Here is a 21,509-nt window from a genome sequence, read left to right on the forward strand (position 1 = left end):
ACCATTATACCTTTTCTTTCTCCCTATTTCTATGGTAAAAAAAGCATTTTTGCAAAAGATTGACGAGGATTTGTTTTCACTTTATAATGATGCTAGACTTTAGAAAATAAAGGGGCGTGATTTGAATGGAAAAAGGGTTCGTCAAGTGGTTTGATAATAGAAAAGGTTATGGTTTTATTAAGTACAATGAAGACGATGAAATTTTTGTTCATTTCACAGCAATTGAAGGCGATGGGTTTAAATCATTAGATGAAAACCAAGCGGTAGAATTTGAAGTTATGGAAGGTACACGCGGTCTCCAAGCTGCACACGTGAAGAAAGTATAAACAAAAAGCTGAGAGGCACATTTCCTAGGAAATGTCCTTCTCAGCTTTTATTTTGCTTTATTCTATTTAGCTATTCCGTTATTGCTTTCCAGCCTTTTGGTTTGGGTCTTCATGAATAAGCACATGATCAGGCAGCATTGTTTCAATCTGAGAAATAAAAGCAGCTTTCGTTTTTTTTGTCATTATATAGAGCTGGCTGCCTTCTTTAAACTCACTAGAAATAATTTTGATCGATTTAGGACCAACAAAAATAGCCTCGATCGTTTGTACTTTTATTTTCTTACGTCTAATTGGTAATAATGCATGAATGATCAGCTGATCATCTTTCAAAATAAAATAACGATTCAATCCTAAAAGTGCGAAGAAAAAGAACACGCCTAAAACAATGTTGCTCACCAAATAAGGGCGAGTGTGTTCCAACATCAAAATCAAACTTAAAAATAAAATGCCAAATGTACAGGACCAATAAATTATCGTTGTCGATAATTCTGGCTGCCAATGATAGACTCTTTTCTTCATACAGCGACCCCTTAGTAAAAATTCAGTATGTTACAATAATAACATACATCAACTTTTAACGAAAAGAAAATAAGGAGATATTTATGTTACGAATATATGTCGATGCTGCAACAAAAGGAAATCCTGGTCCAAGCGGCGGAGGAATCGTGATCGTTGGCGAAGAACATCACGAACAACACCATATTTCTCTAGGAGAATGTTCAAACCATGAAGCTGAATTTAGAGTATTTATCCAAGCACTTCACCTGTTGATCGAAAAGAATTATACGGATCAGACGATCGTGATTCATTCTGATAGCAAAGTGGTCGTTCAAACGATCGAAAAAGATTATTCAAAAAACCCTTTATTTCAGCCATACTTAGCTACTTATAGACAATTGGAGCCACGCTTTTCGTTACTATTGATCAAATGGATCCCAGAAAGTCAAAACAAAGGCGCTGACACTCTAGCAAGACAGGCTTTACAAAAATACCATTAGACGAGAAAATAAAAATACTGATCGAATGCAATAATTAGCATTCGATCAGTATTTTTTACATTGTTATGTCTGCCATTTTCCCTTTAGTTATCTTTAAAATGGCCTCTGGAGCTAATTCTATCTGTACACCTCTTCTGCCAGCTGAAACAATGATTTCCTCAAATTCATTCGCTTCTTGAGCAATGTAGGTTGGAAAAAGTTTCTTCATCCCAATCGGCGAGCAGCCTCCGCGAATATAACCTGTAGTTTCTTCGAGATCCCTCAAATGAAGCATTTCAACTTTTTTATTTCCGCTGACCGCTGCTATTTTTTTTAGGTTCAATTCCTTTTCACCAGGTATCACTGCAACAACAGGTCCAGTTTTATTGCCGACAGCGACCAGTGTTTTAAAAATTTTGCCTTCGGTCACGCCTAATTTTTCCGTAACACTTTCCGCACTTAAATGATCTTCACTCCACGCAAACTCATATTCTTTGTAAGGAATTTTTTGTTGTTCTACAATACGGATCGCATTTGTTTTTTGTGCTTTCTTTTTTCCCATAGTCCACCTCTCAGTTTTTTGATAATGACAGGAGATTTAAAAGTTGGCGTAGTTTCACAACAGAGATTTGACCAGGTGCAGAAGCTTTTCGATCAGCGCCAAAGGTTAAAGCTGAACCAAAAAGCTCACCAGTCAATCGGCTGACCAACCCCAGTTGCCCCATGGACATCGTTACGATCGGACGATCTGCATGCTCCTTTTTCATCTCATTGGACGCTGCAAGTAAGGTAATAACATCTTCGGAGGTTTGCGGCATTACAGCGATTTTGCAAATATCTGCATTCATTTCCTGCATCCGGCAGAGCCTAGAAATAATTTCACTTTTTTCTGGTGTTCGATCAAAATCATGATTACACATGATCACTTTGATGCCTTTAGAATGAGCGAGCTGAATCGTCTGCTTCACAAGCTGCTCATCCATGAATAGCTCAATATCGAGTAACTCAAGACAGCCTCTTTGAATCATCGTTTGATACAATAAAAAATAGTCGCTATCTTTGAGATCAGTCACTCCACCTTCTTTTTTGGTGCGAAAAGTAAAAAGTAATGGTTTATCCAAAAGATATTCTGTGATTTTTTTAGATAATTCTGCTACTGCTTGGAAATCAGTGACCTGTTCAAAAAAATCGACCCGCCATTCCACTAAATCACATTTGATTTTTGCTAAATGTTTGGCATCATTGATTATTTCGTCTTCTGTTTTTCCAACAAGCGGCACAACTATTTTAGGACTGCCACTGCCAATACTGATTCCTTTAACATCAACTGTTCTCATCTTTCCTCTCCTTCTATCCCGAGTTGCAAATGATCCTATTTTTGAGCTATTTTTTGATTTCAATAAAGAATACTTTCAAATAATTACCTTCTTGAAAATGTTTATTTGTTTTGAAATCACTTGGCAATTGATACGTTTCTTTAAATTGATAGCGGACATGCTTTTTATCTAGTGCCTGAATGATCATTTTTTTGTATTTTTCAATTGAAATGTTCGCAGCATTTGTTGAAGCAATCAATAACCCCTTATCAGCTAAAATAGTCACTGCATCTTCTACTAAATCCCCGTAGTTTTTTGCCACTGAAAAGACTTTCTTTTTGTTTCGAGCAAAACTTGGCGGATCTAAAACGATCACATCATAGTTTAGTTCTTTACGCACAGCATATTTAAAGTACTCAAAGACATCCATCACAATGATTTTTTGCTCGGCTGGGTCGATTTGATTTACTTCAAACTGCTCTTTGGTTTTTAGTAAACTTCTTTTAGCTAAATCAACACTAGTCGTTTTTGCGGCTCCGCCCATAGCACTCGCAACTGAAAAGGCGCCCGTATAACTAAACATATTCAACACAGTTTTACCAGCTGCTGCCCCATCGATCAATCGTCCGCGAACCTCTTTTTGATCTAGAAAAATTCCTGTCATCAAGCCATCATTCAGATAGGTTGCGTAAGTCACACCGTTTTCCAAAACCAATAATGGTTCAGGAGCATCCTTACCGAATAATTTTTGTGATTCAGGCAAAGACTGAGTTGAAAAGCGAATTTTTTCGTATCCACCGATAATCTCAGGTACGCTTGCTTTGAAGGCTTGGATGATTTGTTCTTTCATATTATATAGCGTTTCATTGTACCAAGAAAAAACGGCAAACTCATCATAGCGATCGATCGTTAAACCACCTAACCCGTCCCCTTCACCGTTGAACAACCGATAAGCTGTGGTTCCAAGATCTTGTTCGAAAACCGCTCGCTCATTTTTCGCCTTTAAAAATAGCTTTTCTAAAAATTCGGAATCTATACTCCCTTGCCGATTGACTAGCCAGCCTATTCCTTTATTTTGTTCACCAAGATAGCCTGATGCAACGAAATTTCCTTTGCTATCAAGAAAATCAAGCCATTCCGCAGAAAATTTTTGTGGCGTTTCCTGCAAATCTTCCTTTTGGACTAAGGGATAGCCTGCTTTAAGTTTTTTCTCTGATTTTTTTGTTATTCGTATGTTCATTTTCTACATCCTTTAGCTTTCAATTAAGTATTCTCCATTATATTCTTTCTTCGTCAGTATATCAAAAAAAGATCAAGCTGTCGTTACCTATAAGAATCATTCTCACCTCTCTTTGACTGAAGATGAACTAATTTCTACTGCTTCTTTTTTAAAGAAAAGTAAAATTTCATTAACAATCCGCTCCCAATTCTTGATTTAAATTGACAGGGCTAAAGGAACAGAGTAAAATTAATGCTGTATATGTAAAGCTTGTGAAAACTTTTCACTGGCTTTCTCTTAGATTTGATCGTAGAAAGGATTCGTTCACTTTGAATATTTTAAAAAAAATACATACACCTAAATTTTTAGATACCCGTATGGGACTATTTCTCTTTATAGGTGTCCTGATTTGGATGAAGTCGATTTTTGCTTATGTTGTCGATTTTCATCTTCGTATCGAAAATGCTTTTGAATATTTTATTCTCTTTATCAATCCAATTGCTTCAACTTTTTTCTTGTTGGCAATTGCTTTGTATGTGAGAAGAAAAAGAGCTTCCTATATCACTATGATGGTGATTTATTTCCTAGTTAGCCTGCTTCTTTTCTCAAATGTTACTTATTATAGAGAATTTACTGATTTTATCACTGTTAATACTATGCTTGGTGCCGGTAAAGTTGCCAGCGGTCTTGGTGAAAGTGCATTGCGTCTTTTCAGACCTTATGATGTGATTTACTGGCTCGACTTTATTATCGTTGGTATTTTATTACTGACGAAAACAATCAAAATGGATGAACGTCCAGTTAGAGCTAGAGTTGCTCTTTCTATGAGTTTATTATCTGCTTTGTTCTTTGCTGCAAACTTAACTTTAGCGGAAACTGCAAGACCACAATTATTAGGTCGTCAGTTTTCCCGTGATTATATCGTGAAATTTTTAGGCTTGAATGCTTTTACTGTTTATGATGGTGTCACAACATATCAGACGAACCAAGTACGAGCAGAAGCAAGTGAGAACGACATGGATACAGTTTCTGACTATGTTAAAGGTCATTATGCTGAGCCTAATCCAGAAACATTCGGAATTGCCAAAGGAAAAAATGTGATTTATATCCATTTAGAAAGCTTCCAACAATTCCTGATCGATTACAAGTTAAAAGATGAAAATGGGGTCGATCATGAAGTTACTCCATTCCTTAACAGTATTTTCCATAATAATAGTACGTATAGTTTCGACAATTTTTTCCATCAAGTAGGACAAGGAAAAACGAGTGATGCTGAAACGATGTTTGAAAATTCATTATTCGGTTTAGATCAAGGATCATTGTTCACTCAAGTCGGCGGAAAAAATACATTCGAAGCTGCTCCAGCAATTCTAGATCAAGAAGCTGGTTATACTAGTGCTGTTTTCCACGGAAATGCCGGTAATTTCTGGAATCGTAACGAAACTTACAAGCATTTAGGGTATGATTACTTTTTCGATGCTAGTTATTATGATGTTAACGAAGATAACTCTTTCCAATACGGATTGCATGATAAACCATTTTTCAACCAGTCCGTTCAATATTTAGAGCATTTACAACAACCTTTTTATTCTAAATTTATCGCTGTTTCTAATCATTATCCTTATTCTCAATTTACAAATGATGAAGCAGGATTCCCGATTGCAAATACGTCAGATGAAACGATCAACGGCTACTTTGCTACAGCGAATTACCTTGACAAATCTGTTGAAGAATTTTTCAATTATTTAAAAGCATCTGGATTATATGATAATTCAGTGATCGTACTTTACGGCGACCATTATGGTGTTTCGACTTCCCGTAATAAGAATTTAGCTGAACTCGTTGGTAAAACAAAATCTACCTGGAATGATTTTGACAATTCAACAATGCAGCGTGTACCATATATGATTCATATTCCAGGTCAAACAAATGGCGGGATCAATCATACGTACGGCGGTCAAATCGATGCACTGCCTACCCTACTTCACTTGCTGGGTATCGATACAAAGAATTATATTCAAATGGGACAAGATCTATTCTCTAAACAAAATGAACAGCTAGTTGCCTTTAGAAATGGTAACTATGTTTCACCTAAATATACGATGTTAGGTTCTAATATCTATGATACAGCAACTGGTCTATTGATCAGTGAACCAACTGAACAACAACTGCAGGAAACGAAAGCGTTAAAAGATAAAGTAAGCTTACAGCTTGAGATGTCTGATCAAACGACGAACGGTGATCTTCTTCGCTTCTATACAAACAGCGGTTTGACGCCGGTAAATCCTGATAATTACAATTATAAAGATCAGCTGGAACAAATGAAAAAAATCGAATCTAAAAAAGGGAAATCATCAACGAGTGTCTACAGCAAAAATAACAACACATCAACCGTTGATAAATACCACACAGAATCCTATCAGGATTACCAAAAAGCAAATAAATAGTCATGAAAGCTTGAGTAATTACTCAAGCTTTTTTATACCTTTTTCATAGATTATTCATATTCTTATTTTATACTTGTTCCTGTGAGGTGAATCTATTTGAAAAACATTCGTTACGCCTATGCCAGTGTTTCCTATCATAAAAAAACATCCTTTAGTCTTGGACTTTTTTCTGGACTTTTTCTCGTACTATCGACAAGCATTTTGAACCTCATCGATTTAGAAAACACATTTTATCAACAAGTAAAGGATTTGGCGAATCTATCTGATTACTTAAAAAACCATCAGAAATTTATTCACCTATTCTTAGTGATGTACATAGTACTCTTAGTCGTTGCATTGTTTATTATCAGCCTTTTACTTTTTTCGACTCTTCGGTTAAAAAGACAAGACATGTTAAAATGGCGGATCATGGGATTTAAACGTTCTTTTATCATCAAGCAAGCTGTCTTGGAAACGCTGATTCCATTGATGATCGGGATTTTTTTCGCGGCTTTTGCTTTATTAGTTTGCCAGCATACCTATGAGTTTCTTTTGATCAGGATAAAACCTATATTAGCTGCTCAATTTGGAATTGAACGGGTTACGTTTTTTTCTCCGAATTTTGTTGTTGAAAGCACACCAAATCAAGTAATGACTGCTAATGGCAATACTACCTTTATTTCATTAGGGATCACCAATCTGCCTATTTCTGTCATATTCAAAGCTTTTCTAAAAAATTGTTTGATTCTTACTGGTACAACTACACTAGTAACATCGATTTCTACCTATTCATTTTTGAAAAAAAGAATTCAGTATTAAGGACGTGAATAAATGGATTTTTCTTTACAAAATTTCTGGACGCAAGAGCGTTTCAATGAATTATTTAAGGAACAACATATGACAGTCATTTTAGAAGATCAAAGCCGTATTCAAGCTGATTTTTTCTTTCTTATCGATAAGACATTTGATTTAAAACAAACGATGGCGATCGGTTTTATTTTATCTGAAAATACGTTTTTCCCTTATCTCTCGATTCGTGATAATCTGTTTCTTGGTACATCGATCAAAGAGAAAAATAAAAAGCCTCTGCTAATAGAACAGCTTAGTTATGTTGGCTTAACACACGATGTACTGATTAAATCTGAATCTGATTTAAACACATTAGAAGTAATCAAGCTCCAGTTAGTTCAACTGCTATTACTTGGTAAAGACATCATCATCATTGATGATATCTTCCAAAAATTATCGATTGGACAGCGGCAAGAGCTACTTCCATTGCTGCAAAAAATCGCTAAAGAAAAGAAAAAAGCGATTTTAGTATTGACGAACGACATTCAGATTGCAGAAAGTCCTTATATGGATAAAATCATTCATACAGCATAAAAAAGGTTTGGCGGACCCCTCTATGAGCGGATACTGCCAAACCTTTTTTAGCCATTAAATAAGCTGGGTAAAGAGAACGATCATCTCTACCCAGCTTATTCTTGTTATTATACTCTTTCCTTACTCTTCGTCTTGAATTTCAACATCCGGGAATGAAACGGTAAAGCTTGTTCCTTTGCCCTCTTTACTTTCAACGTTGATCTTCCCTTTATGCAGTCTCACTAGCTGCTGAACGATAGACAATCCTAAACCAGATTCTCCATATTTCGTGTTTTTCCTAGATGGATCGACCTTATAGTAGCGATCCCAAATATTTTGTACTTGGTCTTCTGACATTCCAATTCCTGTGTCAGTAATCGTTACGATCGTTTCCAAATAACCTTTTTGTAAATGAACTCGGATCTCTCCGTCTTGAGTAAACTGTATCGCGTTTTGCAGGATATTGACCATGATCTGAACGAAGCGATCATAGTCAGCATAAACATCAATAGGTTCGTGTGTTTCAAGAATCAAGCGATCATTAGCAGATTCTGCTTTCGCTTCTAATTGTGTTAAAATATTTTCCAGTGTTTCTGTAGCATTGAATTTTTTCACAACAATGCTGATTTGATTCGTTCTGATTTTCTCATAGTCTAGATTCTCATTGACTAATCGTATCAGACGAGAGGTTTCATTTTGCATCAATTTAATAGCATTAGCCCGTTGATTTTCAGGTATTGCGTCATACTGAAGTCCTTCTAGCAAACCGTTGATCGTTGTTAAAGGAGTTCTCATTTCATGAGAGGCATCGGCCATAAATTGGCGGCGGCGTTCTTCTTGACGATCTATTTCTTCTCTTGATTCTTTTAGTGACTCAGCCATCTTGTTAAAATCTTCTGCTAAGTCATCAAATTCATCTTTGTCATGGGTTGCTAATTTAACATCAAAGTTTCCACTAGTGATTTCTTTTGTAGCTTTCCTCATTCGATTGATCCGTTTAACTTGGAAACTCGCAAAGAAATAGCTCAAAATCAAGCCCACTATACTAGATATGATAAAACCCTTGAATAAATTCGATGTAATAGCATCCATACTATCAGACACGTTTTTTGCTGGTTGGGTAACCACTAACGCGCCAATGATCGTATTTTGTTGCGACTGAATATCGGTCATCGTCACAGGCAGCATAACGTAGGAGGAGACATTCTTGTTTCCGTAAATATCTTTATCTACTGTGGCAAACTCCTGTTGTCCTTGCATCAATCCATCCCAGTTAGCTTTGATCACTGTATCGTCTAGCTTTTTTTCAGGATTAAGTGGGTATTGAACATTCATATTCGTATCATAAAAAACGAATTGAACATCTTGATTGCTTAAAAAGCCTTCAAATAGATGAAAGGATGCATTCCACGTATCCTGATCTGTCATCCCTGGGACTCTATTGATCGAGTCTTTCGCCTGCCATGCTGATTTGGCATAGCCTTGTAATTGTTCATAATTCGTATCCTGTAAGGTTTTTTTCGTTAATTGTGTAAAAGATGTCCCCACGATCAAAATGATTAAAATGATCACACCCCAAAAAGCGAGTAATTGCTGATGTAAATATTTCATCTAAGCAACTCCAGAATCATCAAATTTATACCCTACGCCCCAAACCGTTTGAATAACTTGCGGTCCCACTTTTTCAATCTTTTGACGCAACTTTTTGATATGAGCATCAACTGTTCGCTCATCTCCAAAATATTGATAATCCCAAACCATTTCTAGCAGTTGCTCACGGGAGAATACTTGTCTTGGTTTTTTTGCAAGTGTATACAGTAAATCAAATTCTTTCGGTGTCAAACCGTCGATCGGTTTATTATCAAGATAAGCTTCCCTTGTTTTTGTATTCATTTTGAAATGTTCTGTCGTTACATCAAACTTTTCATCTGAAGGTTCAGAGCTGTCAACATGCTCTCCGATCTCAGAACGACGATGAAGAGCTTTGATACGAGCGATCAAGGTCAACGGACTGAACGGCTTAGTCACATAATCATCTGCGCCCATCTCAAGCCCTATCACCTGATCACTTTCAGAATCTCTGGCAGTCAGCATAATGATCGGTACAGTATTTGATACCTTGCGAACTTCACGGCACACTGACATCCCATCCATCGTTGGTAAATTCAGATCCAGTGTAATCATATCCCACTTCTCCGGCGCTTCTAAAAAGGTATCCAATCCTTCTTTGCCGTCATATTTGAAAGTCGCTTCCCAACCTTCGTTCAAAAAGAACATTTGCATCATTTCTGATACAGATTCATTATCTTCGATCATTAATACATTCATTTATATACCGCCTCTTTTCTTCATAGTTAACGTCAGTAATATTATACTCTAAAAATCGCTAAGCTCCAATAACTTCTATCTTTCTTCAAAAAAGCTTTGTCTTTTTTTCAATCTTTGATAAGATTAAGCATGAAAGGACGTTGAAAATTTATGGAAAAGATTCAAGCAGTTGCTTTTTTTGATTTAGACGGCACATTACTGAACGAAAAATCTGAAATTACTTCTGAGATCTCAACCGCCATCCAGGCATTGAAAGATAATCAAGTATTACCTTTGATCGCTACTGGTCGGACGATAGTAGAGATCGAGCATATCATGAAAGATAGCGGGATCGATTCAGCTATTGTGATGAATGGTCAATTGATCCAAGTTGAAGGAAAGAAAGTGTATTCAAATGAGTTCACACCGGAAGAAGTTGCTAAGATGCAAAAACATGTCAAACAGCAAGGACACGAGATTTCTTATTATAATGATCGCCATATTTGGTGTTCAGGACACAACGAAATCGTTTCAAATGCTTATGCTTTCATTCATTCAAAACCACCTATGATCGATCCTTTTAACACTGAAAATAAGACTGTTAATATGATGTTAGTACTCTCAGAAGATGGCGATGAACATTATTTGGAACACTTTCCTGAGATGACGTTTTACCGAAATGGTCCATACTCTATTGATACAGTCAGAAAAGGTGTTTCAAAAGGTTCTGGTGTTCAAAATCTATTCAAAAGTCTTGATCTTCCAAAAGTTCCGACATTTGCTTTTGGAGATGGCATCAACGACCTTGCGTTGTTTGATGCATGTGATAATAAAATTGCGATGGACAATGCTCGAGCTGAGTTGAAAGAACGCTCAAGTTATATCACAAAGAAAAATACGGATGGCGGTATTGTTCATGCTTTGAAGCATTTTGATTTGATTTGATCAAAAATAAAAATCCCACTTCTTTATTTAGAAGATGGGATTTCTTTTTTTTGTCTTTTTTGATGAACACAGATAACTGATCCTGTCACTTGTACCAATAAAAGCACCGCTAAAAAAATACTCAAAGCAATATGCCCTCGTTCAAACGTTTTTACTAACAATACAAGTAAAATGAAGCTGCTTATTGAATACAGTGACCATTGTTTATCCATAATATCTAGACCCCTTTGGTTTGTTAAGATAAGGATAGGACTTTTACTGAGAAAAAGCAAGGATGTTTTGACTATCTGAGAGTTTTCCTCTGTTTTTTTAGTATATCTTTATAATTCTAAGCAAAATTTAAATAATCATTCCAAAATACTGCCTTTTTACTTCTTGCCTTAGAGTAAAGAAAAAACATTTCTAAAAAAGAAAATAGGCTTATTTCTAATAAATCAATGATTTCAAACCTATAGAAAAAGTGATACACTGTTTTTATCGCATACTTTACTTCAAGGAGTTTTTTGAATGAAAGAATCAAAACAAAAAAATTTACAACTCATTTTAGATACTTGCTTATTAGCTGGAAAAATAATGACAGAAAGTGGTTCTGAAGTGTATCGTGTGGAAGATACAATGAACCGCATCGCAGAAAATGCTGGCCAAAAAGAAAGTGTTAGCTACGTAACTGCTACAGGTCTTTTTATGGGGTTTCGCTCGAGTAATTTTACGCAATTAGAAAATGTGACTGAACGCAGTATCAATTTGGAAAAAGTGGCCATTGTCAATAATCTTTCTCGACAACTCGCTAACCAAGAAATTTCTCTAGCTGAGCTTAACCATAAATTAGTCAATATCGACACTGAAGCACCAACATATTCGATGACGCTGCAAATTTTTGCAGCCGGTATTGTCAGTTGCACCTTGATGTATATTTTTGGCGGGAGTTGGGATGATTTTCTAGCTACATTCTTTATTGGTATGATCGGCTTTAGTGTAGCTCATTTCACAAAGGAGTGGCTCCACATTAAATTCTTAGATGACTTTCTGGCTTCTTTTATAATTGGTCTGCTCGCATATTTTGCAGTGACCTTCCATCTAGCTGGTAATGTCGATAACATCATTATTGGTGCTGTGATGCCATTGGTTCCTGGTGTGGCGATCACAAATTCATTCAGAGACATTTTAGCTGGACATCTGTTAAGCGGAACAGCACGGGCAACAGAAGCGATATTTATTGCAGGTTCGATCGGTATCGGCATTGCGATCGTTTTCAAACTATTTATGTAAGGAGAAATTATTTTGGAAATTGTGATTCATTGTCTTTTTAGTTATTTAAGCACCATTACATTTGGAATCGTGACGAATGTCCCAAGAAAATTGCTAAATGCTTGCGGAATCACTGGTACTGTTGGCTGGATGATTTTTTGGTCAACTAAAAACCTGGAGGCCGGAGCGATTTTTGCAAATTTCCTCGGCGCCATTGGTATCGGTTTGATGAGCATCTTTTTTTCACGACGGAAGAAAATGCCAATGACTATCTTTAATATCCCCAGCCTTGTTCCGCTAGTTCCAGGCGGTCCGGCTTATCAAGCAGTTCGCAGTATCGTTTTAGGTGACTACGTCAACGGCATACATTTCATTATCAAAGTGATCATGACTGCTGGAGCGATCGCAGCTGGTTTCATGGTCACAGGAATCGTAGAACGTCTGTTAAAAAATATTTTAGATAAAAAAGAAGTCAAGACTAATCGATAGTCTTGACTTCTTTCTTAATCTACTGACAGCTCTGCTTCTTCTTCGAAGAACAATAATAAATCTTGTAGAGTCAGTTTTTCCTTCTCGCTTTTATTCAAGTCTTTAATGATCCGACCTTTTTGTAAGACGATCAGCCGATTGCCATATTCTAACGCATCTTCCATTCGGTGAGTGATCATTAAACAAGTCAAATCAGCTTCTTTGATTCGTTGATCGGTTAGATGCATCAATTGTTTTGACGTTTTAGGATCTAAAGCTGCTGTATGTTCATCTAACAATAGCAACTCTGGTTTAGTCAATGTCGCCATCAGCAAGCTCAATGCTTGTCTTTGCCCGCCAGAAAGATTGCCAGTTGGGGTATCCAAATGATTTTCCAGTCCATTTCCTACTTCACTGCAGATTTTTGTAAAAAATGTTCGCTGCTCACTGATTTTTCTTAAGCGTAAGCTTCTTTTTTGTCCTCGGTACATTGCCAAAAGTAGATTTTCTGCAACAGTCATTCGTGGTGCTGTTCCCATTTTAGGATCTTGAAAAACCCGGGAGAAAAAAGTTGCCCGTTTTTCTTCAGAATAATTCGTGATTTTTTGTTGATTGATAAACAAGTCACCTTCACTTAGAGACAATGTTCCAGCGATGCTGTTGAACAGCGTGCTTTTACCAGCCCCATTTCCACCTAAAACAGTGACAAATTCACCTTTTTCAATCGTTAGATTCACATTATTCAAAATGACCTTTGTTTCATTTAGACCATTATCGATTCTTTTAGTCGCATGTTTCAATTCAAGTACAGTACTCATTTTTCAGCCTCCTTCTCAGGTAGAAAGTGAAGATTCAATGCTTTTTTCAACTGCGGTATCATTAAACAAATTGCTAAAATCACAGCAGAGAATATTTTCAAGTAGGTCGTATCAAAGCCTAATTTGATCACAGCTAAAATCAATAATTGATAAATGATACTACCTACAACGATCGCGACCAAACGCTCTGCAAATGTCAACTCACCGAAAAGCACCTCGCCAATAATGATCGATGCAAGTCCAATGACGATCACGCCTGTTCCTTTATTGACATCCGCATAGCCATCATTTTGGGCAATCAGCGCTCCGGATAATGCGATCACGCCATTTGATAACGTTAAACCTAAAATTTTCATTGAATCTGTTTTGATGCCAAGTGAACGAGCCATATGTTCATTGTCTCCTGTAGCAATATAGGCCTGTCCTAGATTCGTATTGAAGAAAAAGAGTAATAAACTAATGATGATCACAAGAAAAATCACACCTAGAAAAACGATATCGTAATAATTCGGTAAATCAAATTGTAAAAAGAAATCCTGAATTTTTGGCTTATTTAATAATGATAGATTGGGTGTCTGCATGACATACAGAATCACTGAATTTAGTCCTGACATCACTAATATTCCAGCTAAAATCACTGGTATTTTTCCTTTTGTAAATAGCAATCCTGTGACCAATCCAGCGCACATACCAGCTAAAACACCTAATAATGTCGCAAAAACTGGATGGATCCCTGAAGTGATAGCAGTCACACAAACCGCTCCGCCTAATGGAAATGACCCTTCTGTTGTCATATCCGGAAAATTTAAAATTCGATAGGTCATAAAAATACCTAACCCTAAGATTGCCCATAGCATCCCTTGTCCAATTGCTGAAACGATCATTTTTTCCACTCCTATTCTACGATTTTAGCTTTTTCTCGAATGTTTTCAGGAATTTTGATTCCTAATTTGTCTGCTTGTTTTTGGTTGATAATGATATCACCTGAATCAAAAGTATAAATCGGCGTCGTTGCCGGCTGTGATTTTCCTGAAAGAATCGCAGCTGCCATTTTCCCAGTTTGAACACCAAGATCAAATTGATTGATTCCTACAGTCGCTACTCCTCCTTGTTCGACCATCGTATCCACAGAAGGGAAAATCGACACTTTCGCTTTATCAGCTTCATTCACTACGGTTTGCATCGCATTAGCAATTGTGTTATCTGTCGGAATATAGATCATATCCACTTCACTGGCCATCACTTGAACCGTTTGCGCAATTTCATTACTTGATGGCACAGCATATGTTTTGACTGTCATGCCTTTTTTCTCTGCAACTTTCTTTGCTTCCTCGACTTGGTATTTAGAATTTTCTTCAGATGAAGCGTACAAGATACCTACTTTTTTATTGTTCGGCACTAATTTTGCGATCAAGTCAAACTGAGCATCAACAGGAGACTTATCACTGACACCTGTAATATTCCCTCCAGGTTTTTCATTGCTTTTGACCAAACCTGCACTCACAGGATCAGTGATCGCTCCCAGAATGATCGGACGCTCAGAAGTTGTATTCGCCAATGCTTGTGCGGCTGGTGTCGCTATGCCGATCAGGACATCTGATTTTTTCTCCTGTACTAGCTGTTGACTCATTGTCGCAAGTTTACTTTGATCAGCTTGTCCGTTTTGAAAAACCAATGTCATATTTTTGCCATCTTCATAACCTTCTTCTTTCAGTCCCGCTTGGATACCTTTATAAATTTGGTCTAATGCAGGGTGGCTCACAAATTGAAGCACACCAACTGTAGGTAATTTTTCTTTTTGTGTTTCTCTTTTTTCTATAAAAAATGACCCAATCAAAAAGATAATAATGGCAGCTACTACAAATGATAAACGATTTTTTCTCATTTTTTCTCCTCCTAAATTGAAATTTTCTAAACAAAAAAACAACAGCAAGTCCTAAAAAGGAGCGGCCGTTGTTTTAAACAAAAACCGCATAGATCAAACATCTATGCGGTCAGAAATCATTTTTAATAAACCGACATAGATACAAACTTTAGAAAAAATTCTAATTCGTTGTATCTATGAGAGCACCATACATACAACTATCTACGCCAGTTTTGCCATGAGTTATTCAATTGGTTGTTTGGTGTGGATAGCTTCATCATGTAATCACTCCTATAGTTTTTCTGTTAAATGTAGTCTACACTACTTATGATTTATTCGTCAAGGTCAAAAAACGTTAAATTGAATTTTTTTTTCGTAAATGCTGATTTTTCAGGCGCTTTCGATAGCTCCAACTATCCTTTTGTTTCTTGTATGGATAAAAGTTTAAATGGGTAAACATTTTTTGCGACGCTTCATTCCAGTTGAAAATCTCACTTACCGTGATTCGTTCTCTACCAAGTTTTTTCGCTTTATAGATAAAGTATTTGGTAACCATACGACCGATATGACGATTTTGAAATGCCTGATCGATGACAATTGCATAATCGTCCTCTGCCAGCCAGACATCTCCGATCGTTTGAAAGCAATCGCCCTCACGATATTCAATGTAGTAAAGAAATCCATGCTCATTTTGCCAATGATACATTTGCTTTATCTGCTCTTTACTGTAAATCGTTTCTATTCCTACGATATTACGCATATTTTCCGGATCTTGATACCATTTCAATGCTTCATTTCTAAATTTATCAAAAGGGCTTAGCCGGATCGATTCATTTATACGGACTTTTTTTAGGCTATTTTGATTGAAAGAGGACTCAGTAGACATCTGAGTCCTCTTTCTTACTAAATCAGTTGCCAACGTCCGCCATTTAATACTTGTCACGTCGATCACTTCTTACATAAACACGCTGCATAGCAGGTTGGATTATCCCAAGCTTCAATAATAGGATCAAAATCAATTCTTTCATCGTAAGCCCTTCTTTCTAGTAGTTACGTCATTATTCTGCAGGAACTTCAGCTTCAGTCGGCTGTTCCTGCACTTGTCCTTGTTCGTCGACTTCTTGCGTTTGTGTCTCTTGTGTTGTCTGAGTTGTTTCAGCAGTTGAATGTGTTGTATTTTCTGCCGGTGTTTGGACCGTTGGCTCCACGCTTGACAATGGCAACTGATTCAAAGCAGGGATCAATGTTGTCTTTATATCTTGACTAGTTTCTAGAGTAAAGCGATTTTTTTCTTTGCCGCTTTCAAAAAAGATCACCGTAGTTTCATCTTTTTTTAGCTTATACTTTTCTTCGATTTTTTCAGCATTATAAACAATTGGGTAGATATAAATACTATGATTGAATGTCTTCATCTGATCCGTATCTTTTAAAACATCGATTACTGCATCATACGTTTTTCCACTCGGAACAGAAAACAAAACAGTCATTGCTGTTTTCTCACTAATTTGCTGATCTGCCGTTTTAGCATCTAAATAATTTGCTTTTTTTGCTAATTTGGTTTGACTCACAATCGATTGAATTTGAGAGGCACGAATATTTGCCTGTACTTTAGGGATCATAAAAAATAAACTAATAATTAATAAAACTACGATACCAATAATGATAGCTGTCATTTTTTTCTGTTTATTTAAATAATCAATAACATCATCTTTTGCATCAATAAAATTTTTCTTCACTTTACTCTCCCCTTATCACTTCTCTCCTTTATTATACCTTTACTTCTTTTTTTTTCCTAGTATAAAATATTTTCCTGGATTTATGTTAAAAAATTATAATCTAACAACTTAATAAACCAATTATATAATTTTAACGCCATAGTTTTGCGAGCGGTTACTTTGTGATAAAATATACATAAAGAAAGATCAGGAGGGATGATCATGAGTTCTGTAGAAAAGTTGAGCGTCGATCAGATTACGAAAGAAAATCCACTTTTATCCAATTTTCGAAGCATCATTGAAACAAGTTTTTACAGGAATAACGTTCATAAAGTGACTCGATTAAGCGACTGTTATATCTTAGCAAAAAATGCTTTGGGCACAATTGTCACTGACATTCCAGTCTATCAGCCAGAAAAACTCGAATTACCAGCCGATGCAATGGTCCTAGTCTCAAACGATGGAAAAATAGTCGGCAGAAGTGCGATGGCCAGAAGAATTATCGGTGATCCTGAGGTGGACACTGACTTTTATAGCGGACTTTTACGTGAAGCAATCTATCAGAGTTCTCAAAAAGATTGTTATCATAGCGAGGTTTATGTCGGACTTTCAGCAGATTTCATGATCAAATGCCACCTTCAACTTCCAAAAGGCTTTGAGCACAGTCTTTATGCCTATCTCTTAAATTTCCAATCCACAACGAGTGCTTACCATACGCAATACACTGCTTCGGCTCATTATGAGGAAGGAGATATTTATGTCTATGCCGATCCTACATGGGTGCACCCGGATTTTCCAGATGGCTTAGTATTGATCGATTACAAGCACAATGTTGCTGCTGTTTTGGGACTGCGCTATTTTGGAGAATTGAAAAAGGCTACTTTAACATTAGCTTGGGCGATCGCACATCGAAATGGCTTCATTGCTTGCCATGGTGGGCTAAAACAATATAACTTAGTTGAAAAAAAATATACTATGGCTGTTTTTGGTTTGTCAGGTTCAGGTAAATCAACGATTACTTTAGCCGACCATCAAAATCAGCATAATGTGACCGTTCTTCATGATGATGCTTTTATCATATCTAAAAAGAATGGCTCCACTACTGCCTTAGAGCCTGCCTATTTCGATAAAACACAAGACTATCCAATGAAAGATCCAAGTATAAACTTTTTTTTAACTGGTCACAATATTGGTGTTACTCTAAATGAACAGCACCAAAAAGTTCTAGTGACTGAAGATATTAGAAACAATAACGGTCGAACGATCAAATCACGGTATGCAACGCCTAATAGAAAGGATCATCTGCCAGAAAAGCTGGATGCTGTTTATTGGATCATGAAAGATGACAGCTTACCACCGATCGTCAAGATCGATGATCCTGTGTTAGCTGCAATCTTTGGTTTGACCCTAGCGACCAAACGATCGACAGCCGAGAATGTCTTACCTGAGACAGACTTAGATCGATTGGTTATTGAGCCTTTTGCGAATCCTTTCCGTGCTTATCCATTAACAGAAGATTATCAGGATTTCAAGGAATTGTTTGAACAGCAAACGGTCGACTGTTACGTTTTAAATACTGGCTATTTTAATGGACAAAAAATCAGCCCGCAGCAAACATTATCCTGCATCGAAGCCGTGATAAACAATACAGAGACATTTCTCCCTTTTGGTCCATTATCTTCAATGAGTTATGCACCAACAGATTCATTGCTTCCTGATTTTCATGATCCAAATTATTTAGTAAAAATCCAAGATAGTTTGAGCCATAGGCTTGAATTCATTCAACAACAAAAAAACGAGCGACAAGACGATCCCGTCCTTCCAAATGAAATCGAGTTGTTCATACAGAAATTAATAGACGAGTTAGAAACTGCCAAAGCAGCGATCAGTGAATGAAATATAAACAGCTGTTGACAAACATTTTGACCTAGCCTATACTTTCAGTAATGATAAATAAATTAGAATACGATGAAAAGAAGAGTACTGTTTTTAGAAAATTGATTAGAGAGTCTCGGTAGCTGAAAAGAGATAATTTGCTATTACAGGAAAATGACCTTTTCGTAAGAAGATGTGAGCTGAGGTAAGCATGTTCTGGGTGCGCCCAATATAGTGCAATGGTATTGAAGAATTGATTCTGTACCTAGTTGAGGGAAATCTTGTGAGAGATTTCCAAAATGAAGGTGGTAACGCGAGCATTCGCCCTTTACTTTGAAGAAAGTATAGGGTTTTTTTGTATTTTTCAACTTACTAAACTGAAATAATGGAGGAATTATTATGACAAACAACAAACAAAAAATCCCTTTTCGCTATGATATCGTTGGTAGTTTTTTACGTACAGAGCCTTTGAAAGAAGCTCGTCAAGCTTTTGCTGACGGAACGATCTCAAAAGAAAAGCTAACTGAAATCGAAGATCAAGAGATCATCAAATTGATAGAAAAACAAAAAGCAGCAGGGCTTTCGGCTGTAACAGATGGTGAATTTCGTCGTCGCTGGTGGCATTTAGATTTTATTGCAGGGTTGAACGGGATCACTGTTTTTGATTTTGAAACAACTGCTTTTGGAATTACCACTGAAGCTCAAGGGACATTTGTCAGTGGTCCACTCTCTTTTTCGCAAGACCACCCGTTTCTTGATCATTTTCGTTTCACTCAACGCCATGCAGCACCACTTTTGGCTAAACAAACCATTCCTGGACCGAATATGATTTTTCTAGACTCATTGATCTTATCCAAACAATATAATGAAAATCCGATCTATGATTCTTTGGCTGCATTCAAACAAGACTTGATCAAAACGTATCAAGATGCGATCCAAGCGTTCTATGATGCAGGCTGTCGATACTTGCAATTGGATGATACCAGTTGGGGCGGGTTGTTTGATGATCGTTTCCGTGAAATGATCAAAGCAAATGGCTTGAATCCAGATCAATTGCTTCAGGATTTTCAGGAAGTAACAGAACAAGCATTAGCTAAAAAGCCAGCCGATTTAGCTGTTACCTTCCATTTTTGTAAAGGGAACTTCCAGTCTCATTGGTTATATAATGGCTCTTATGAAACAATTGCCAAAAATCTCTTTTCGATCCAAGCATTCGATGGTTTCTTTTTAGAGTATGACGATGAGCGTTCTGGCGGATTTGAACCATTAGAAAAATTACACGATCAGCGAATCGTTTTAGGCTTGATCACAACAAAAACAGGAAACTTAGAAAGTTCTGAGGCGATTATTGCTCGAATCAAAGAAGCAAGCCAATATGTGCCTTTAGAGCAAATTTGCTTGTCTCCGCAATGCGGCTTCGCGTCCACCCACGAAGGAAATCATTTAACAGAAGAAGAGCAATGGGAAAAAATCGCGCTTGTTAAAACAATCGCTGAAACTGTTTGGACAGATGCATAAACAAAAAAGCAGGAAAAATGAAGAATTCGTTTTTTCCTGCTTTTTTTAGTCGAACCGTATGCTTAATACACTCCTGTTCTCTATCGATTGACTGAACGAGCCATACGATTGATCGTATGGCGCATTCCTCGAATCGCCAATGACATTTCGTAAATATTTTCAGCTGGAGCTAATCCGCCATATCCAGCGTCTCCGATGTGCTGGATGTCTACTCCACAGATCTTATTCAGCAAAGCGATTTGACGAATCGTTTCTTTACTAGCACTTTCTTGACTCGTACCAATCGCTGACATTGTCAATAGATCGTATTTTTTGGCAATAGCGATCGCGGCTTTCATATCTTCTTCAGAGAATCCTTGAACCGTTCCAACTGCCGGTAATAGTAGAATATCTGCCCCTGCTTTAGCGTAAGCTTCAACTGCTTCGGTAGAAACAACTGGCTCATCTGAACCAGCACTGTGCATTTTTCCAGCAATGATCAACCCAGAAAAATTTTCCTTCGCTATTTTTACTGCTTTAGCAATTTCAGCATTTGTCACACCTGTTCCAGGATTTCCTGTTAAACAGATAAAATCAACGCCCATCTCTTCTGCTCGCTGAATCGTTTCTTTAGAGCTTGTACGTCCTTTTGCGATCGTCAGTTTTTCGCTAAACATTTGAGAAGATTCGTCTACAGGCTCTAAATTCACACCCACTGGACGCCCGATCAATTTTTTCAAGATCGGAATTGGGTTGATCTGATTTTCTTCTGGATGCTGCCAGTAGTTCATTACCTCTTCAAGGGACATCCCTGGAATCCCTTGTACGACTGGATTAAAACAATCAAATAAATTCAGTAGAATCAAATCAGCACCAAAAGCCGCTGCTACCTCTGCATTACTGATATCTCCTGCCTGTGGTGATGCAGCTACGACATTCTCTGAAAGGATCGTCCGCCCTTCACTTGCTTTGATGGACTGTTTTAGTTCCTGAGCAGTCATCTTAGCAACATCACTGTAGCTTGCACTGATCAATCTTTTTACCATACTTCTGCCTCCTTATAATAAAAGCCATTTGCTGATTAAAAATTGGTACTCCATTCATTATACTAAACATTTGAAAAATACGCAGACATTTACTGATCCA

At 37.0% G+C, this 21,509-nt stretch carries 23 protein-coding genes; 10 read left to right on the plus strand and 13 right to left on the minus strand.

The annotated features are described in order from the left end of the window. Window positions 1-125 precede the first annotated feature (125 nt). Complete coding sequence (locus tag IGI58_RS16835; protein ID WP_225534027.1) at window positions 126-326, plus strand: cold-shock protein; 201 nt, start codon at window positions 126-128, stop codon at window positions 324-326. 78 nt (window positions 327-404) lie between these two features. On the opposite strand, the gene IGI58_RS16840 is transcribed toward IGI58_RS16835, so the two are convergent. Further along, window positions 405-845: an EbsA family protein gene (locus IGI58_RS16840; protein WP_429952511.1), complete on the minus strand. Its 441-nt coding sequence runs from the start codon at window positions 843-845 to the stop codon at window positions 405-407. Between the two features lie 83 nt (window positions 846-928). On the opposite strand from IGI58_RS16840, the gene IGI58_RS16845 reads away from it, so the two are divergent. Further along, window positions 929-1,324, plus strand: coding sequence for a ribonuclease HI family protein (locus IGI58_RS16845; RefSeq protein ID WP_429952510.1), 396 nt, complete (start codon window positions 929-931; stop codon window positions 1,322-1,324). Window positions 1,325-1,379: 55 nt separating this feature from the next. On the opposite strand, the gene ybaK is transcribed toward IGI58_RS16845, so the two are convergent. The 3 genes from ybaK to IGI58_RS16860 are packed head-to-tail and all read right to left on the minus strand — an operon-like array spanning window position 1,380 to window position 3,859. After that, window positions 1,380-1,865, minus strand: a complete 486-nt coding sequence (gene ybaK, locus IGI58_RS16850) for a Cys-tRNA(Pro) deacylase (protein WP_087639985.1) — start codon at window positions 1,863-1,865, stop codon at window positions 1,380-1,382. Window positions 1,866-1,875: 10 nt separating this feature from the next. Further along, entirely contained in the window at window positions 1,876-2,640 is a 765-nt protein-coding gene (aroD, locus tag IGI58_RS16855; RefSeq protein WP_429952509.1) for a type I 3-dehydroquinate dehydratase, read from the minus strand. 46 nt (window positions 2,641-2,686) lie between these two features. After that, on the minus strand, window positions 2,687-3,859 hold the full coding sequence (locus tag IGI58_RS16860; RefSeq protein WP_429952508.1) for a class I SAM-dependent rRNA methyltransferase: 1,173 nt from the start codon (window positions 3,857-3,859) through the stop codon (window positions 2,687-2,689). Window positions 3,860-4,215: 356 nt separating this feature from the next. Here IGI58_RS16860 and IGI58_RS16865 point away from each other — a divergent pair, with 356 nt between their 5' ends. The 3 genes from IGI58_RS16865 (at window position 4,216) to IGI58_RS16875 (ending at window position 7,647) form a co-directional block, all read left to right on the plus strand. Further along, the gene (locus IGI58_RS16865; RefSeq protein ID WP_087640420.1) at window positions 4,216-6,285 is read left to right on the plus strand and encodes an LTA synthase family protein; all 2,070 of its coding nucleotides are present in this window, start codon (window positions 4,216-4,218) and stop codon (window positions 6,283-6,285) included. Between the two features lie 96 nt (window positions 6,286-6,381). Then, a complete protein-coding gene (locus IGI58_RS16870) occupies window positions 6,382-7,083 on the plus strand; it encodes an FtsX-like permease family protein (protein ID WP_087639982.1) in 702 nt (233 codons plus the stop codon). Window positions 7,084-7,095: 12 nt separating this feature from the next. Then, the gene (locus IGI58_RS16875; protein WP_429952507.1) at window positions 7,096-7,647 is read left to right on the plus strand and encodes a hypothetical protein; all 552 of its coding nucleotides are present in this window, start codon (window positions 7,096-7,098) and stop codon (window positions 7,645-7,647) included. A 120-nt stretch (window positions 7,648-7,767) separates the two neighbouring features. Here the strand turns inward: IGI58_RS16875 and IGI58_RS16880 are convergent, their stop codons facing one another. Beyond that, the gene (locus tag IGI58_RS16880; protein WP_429952506.1) at window positions 7,768-9,237 is read right to left on the minus strand and encodes an ATP-binding protein; all 1,470 of its coding nucleotides are present in this window, start codon (window positions 9,235-9,237) and stop codon (window positions 7,768-7,770) included. Then, a complete protein-coding gene (locus tag IGI58_RS16885; RefSeq protein ID WP_087639979.1) occupies window positions 9,238-9,954 on the minus strand; it encodes a response regulator transcription factor in 717 nt (238 codons plus the stop codon). Between the two features lie 150 nt (window positions 9,955-10,104). On the opposite strand from IGI58_RS16885, the gene IGI58_RS16890 reads away from it, so the two are divergent. Further along, window positions 10,105-10,878 (plus strand): Cof-type HAD-IIB family hydrolase, encoded by a 774-nt coding sequence (locus tag IGI58_RS16890; RefSeq protein ID WP_429952505.1) that lies wholly within the window; start codon window positions 10,105-10,107, stop codon window positions 10,876-10,878. Window positions 10,879-10,901: 23 nt separating this feature from the next. Here IGI58_RS16890 and IGI58_RS16895 read toward each other — a convergent pair whose 3' ends face one another. After that, entirely contained in the window at window positions 10,902-11,090 is a 189-nt protein-coding gene (locus IGI58_RS16895) for a hypothetical protein (RefSeq protein ID WP_088268645.1), read from the minus strand. 295 nt (window positions 11,091-11,385) lie between these two features. Here IGI58_RS16895 and IGI58_RS16900 point away from each other — a divergent pair, with 295 nt between their 5' ends. Next, window positions 11,386-12,147 carry a threonine/serine exporter family protein gene (locus IGI58_RS16900; protein ID WP_429952504.1) on the plus strand — a complete coding sequence of 254 codons (762 nt, stop codon included), beginning with the start codon at window positions 11,386-11,388 and terminating at the stop codon, window positions 12,145-12,147. Between the two features lie 12 nt (window positions 12,148-12,159). Then, window positions 12,160-12,615 carry a threonine/serine exporter family protein gene (locus IGI58_RS16905; RefSeq protein WP_429952503.1) on the plus strand — a complete coding sequence of 152 codons (456 nt, stop codon included), beginning with the start codon at window positions 12,160-12,162 and terminating at the stop codon, window positions 12,613-12,615. A gap of 14 nt (window positions 12,616-12,629) precedes the next feature. On the opposite strand, the gene IGI58_RS16910 is transcribed toward IGI58_RS16905, so the two are convergent. The 5 genes from IGI58_RS16910 to IGI58_RS16930 all read right to left on the minus strand — a co-directional run bounded on the left by IGI58_RS16910 (window position 12,630) and on the right by IGI58_RS16930 (window position 17,012). After that, a complete protein-coding gene (locus IGI58_RS16910) occupies window positions 12,630-13,412 on the minus strand; it encodes an ABC transporter ATP-binding protein (protein WP_429952502.1) in 783 nt (260 codons plus the stop codon). Further along, a complete protein-coding gene (locus tag IGI58_RS16915; protein WP_429952501.1) occupies window positions 13,409-14,296 on the minus strand; it encodes an ABC transporter permease in 888 nt (295 codons plus the stop codon). The genes IGI58_RS16910 and IGI58_RS16915 overlap by 4 nt, the downstream gene beginning before the upstream one ends. An 11-nt stretch (window positions 14,297-14,307) precedes the next feature. Next, on the minus strand, window positions 14,308-15,297 hold the full coding sequence (gene trpX, locus IGI58_RS16920; RefSeq protein ID WP_429952500.1) for a tryptophan ABC transporter substrate-binding protein: 990 nt from the start codon (window positions 15,295-15,297) through the stop codon (window positions 14,308-14,310). Window positions 15,298-15,631: 334 nt separating this feature from the next. Further along, the gene (locus tag IGI58_RS16925; protein ID WP_429952499.1) at window positions 15,632-16,162 is read right to left on the minus strand and encodes a GNAT family N-acetyltransferase; all 531 of its coding nucleotides are present in this window, start codon (window positions 16,160-16,162) and stop codon (window positions 15,632-15,634) included. A gap of 172 nt (window positions 16,163-16,334) precedes the next feature. Continuing rightward, the gene (locus tag IGI58_RS16930) at window positions 16,335-17,012 is read right to left on the minus strand and encodes a hypothetical protein (RefSeq protein WP_429952498.1); all 678 of its coding nucleotides are present in this window, start codon (window positions 17,010-17,012) and stop codon (window positions 16,335-16,337) included. A 201-nt stretch (window positions 17,013-17,213) separates the two neighbouring features. On the opposite strand from IGI58_RS16930, the gene IGI58_RS16935 reads away from it, so the two are divergent. Together IGI58_RS16935 and IGI58_RS16940 are read left to right on the plus strand one after the other, a co-directional pair. Further along, window positions 17,214-18,887, plus strand: coding sequence for a phosphoenolpyruvate carboxykinase (ATP) (locus tag IGI58_RS16935; protein WP_429952497.1), 1,674 nt, complete (start codon window positions 17,214-17,216; stop codon window positions 18,885-18,887). 378 nt (window positions 18,888-19,265) lie between these two features. Next, window positions 19,266-20,384, plus strand: coding sequence for a 5-methyltetrahydropteroyltriglutamate--homocysteine S-methyltransferase (locus IGI58_RS16940; protein WP_429952496.1), 1,119 nt, complete (start codon window positions 19,266-19,268; stop codon window positions 20,382-20,384). 80 nt (window positions 20,385-20,464) lie between these two features. Here the strand turns inward: IGI58_RS16940 and IGI58_RS16945 are convergent, their stop codons facing one another. Further along, complete coding sequence (locus IGI58_RS16945) at window positions 20,465-21,409, minus strand: radical SAM protein (protein ID WP_087639967.1); 945 nt, start codon at window positions 21,407-21,409, stop codon at window positions 20,465-20,467. Between the last annotated feature and the right edge of the window lie 100 nt (window positions 21,410-21,509).

It is taken from the genome of Enterococcus sp. AZ020 (genome assembly GCF_050499205.1).
Taxonomy (GTDB): Bacteria; Bacillota; Bacilli; order Lactobacillales; family Enterococcaceae; genus Enterococcus_L; species Enterococcus_L dunnyi.

Excerpts from the sequence above, each read along its gene's own strand:
- IGI58_RS16835 (WP_225534027.1), top strand. The coding sequence starts at position 126 with ATGGAAAAAGGGTTCGTCAAGTGGTTTGATAATAGAAAAGGTTATGGT.
- IGI58_RS16840 (WP_429952511.1), bottom strand. The coding sequence starts at position 845 with ATGAAGAAAAGAGTCTATCATTGGCAGCCAGAATTATCGACAACGATA.
- IGI58_RS16845 (WP_429952510.1), top strand. The coding sequence starts at position 929 with ATGTTACGAATATATGTCGATGCTGCAACAAAAGGAAATCCTGGTCCA.
- ybaK (WP_087639985.1), bottom strand. The coding sequence starts at position 1,865 with ATGGGAAAAAAGAAAGCACAAAAAACAAATGCGATCCGTATTGTAGAA.
- aroD (WP_429952509.1), bottom strand. The coding sequence starts at position 2,640 with ATGAGAACAGTTGATGTTAAAGGAATCAGTATTGGCAGTGGCAGTCCT.
- IGI58_RS16860 (WP_429952508.1), bottom strand. The coding sequence starts at position 3,859 with ATGAACATACGAATAACAAAAAAATCAGAGAAAAAACTTAAAGCAGGC.
- IGI58_RS16865 (WP_087640420.1), top strand. The coding sequence starts at position 4,216 with ATGGGACTATTTCTCTTTATAGGTGTCCTGATTTGGATGAAGTCGATT.
- IGI58_RS16875 (WP_429952507.1), top strand. The coding sequence starts at position 7,096 with ATGGATTTTTCTTTACAAAATTTCTGGACGCAAGAGCGTTTCAATGAA.
- IGI58_RS16880 (WP_429952506.1), bottom strand. The coding sequence starts at position 9,237 with ATGAAATATTTACATCAGCAATTACTCGCTTTTTGGGGTGTGATCATT.
- IGI58_RS16885 (WP_087639979.1), bottom strand. The coding sequence starts at position 9,954 with ATGAATGTATTAATGATCGAAGATAATGAATCTGTATCAGAAATGATG.
- IGI58_RS16890 (WP_429952505.1), top strand. The coding sequence starts at position 10,105 with ATGGAAAAGATTCAAGCAGTTGCTTTTTTTGATTTAGACGGCACATTA.
- IGI58_RS16895 (WP_088268645.1), bottom strand. The coding sequence starts at position 11,090 with ATGGATAAACAATGGTCACTGTATTCAATAAGCAGCTTCATTTTACTT.
- IGI58_RS16900 (WP_429952504.1), top strand. The coding sequence starts at position 11,386 with ATGAAAGAATCAAAACAAAAAAATTTACAACTCATTTTAGATACTTGC.
- IGI58_RS16910 (WP_429952502.1), bottom strand. The coding sequence starts at position 13,412 with ATGAGTACTGTACTTGAATTGAAACATGCGACTAAAAGAATCGATAAT.
- IGI58_RS16915 (WP_429952501.1), bottom strand. The coding sequence starts at position 14,296 with ATGATCGTTTCAGCAATTGGACAAGGGATGCTATGGGCAATCTTAGGG.
- trpX (WP_429952500.1), bottom strand. The coding sequence starts at position 15,297 with ATGAGAAAAAATCGTTTATCATTTGTAGTAGCTGCCATTATTATCTTT.
- IGI58_RS16925 (WP_429952499.1), bottom strand. The coding sequence starts at position 16,162 with ATGTCTACTGAGTCCTCTTTCAATCAAAATAGCCTAAAAAAAGTCCGT.
- IGI58_RS16935 (WP_429952497.1), top strand. The coding sequence starts at position 17,214 with ATGAGTTCTGTAGAAAAGTTGAGCGTCGATCAGATTACGAAAGAAAAT.
- IGI58_RS16940 (WP_429952496.1), top strand. The coding sequence starts at position 19,266 with ATGACAAACAACAAACAAAAAATCCCTTTTCGCTATGATATCGTTGGT.
- IGI58_RS16945 (WP_087639967.1), bottom strand. The coding sequence starts at position 21,409 with ATGGTAAAAAGATTGATCAGTGCAAGCTACAGTGATGTTGCTAAGATG.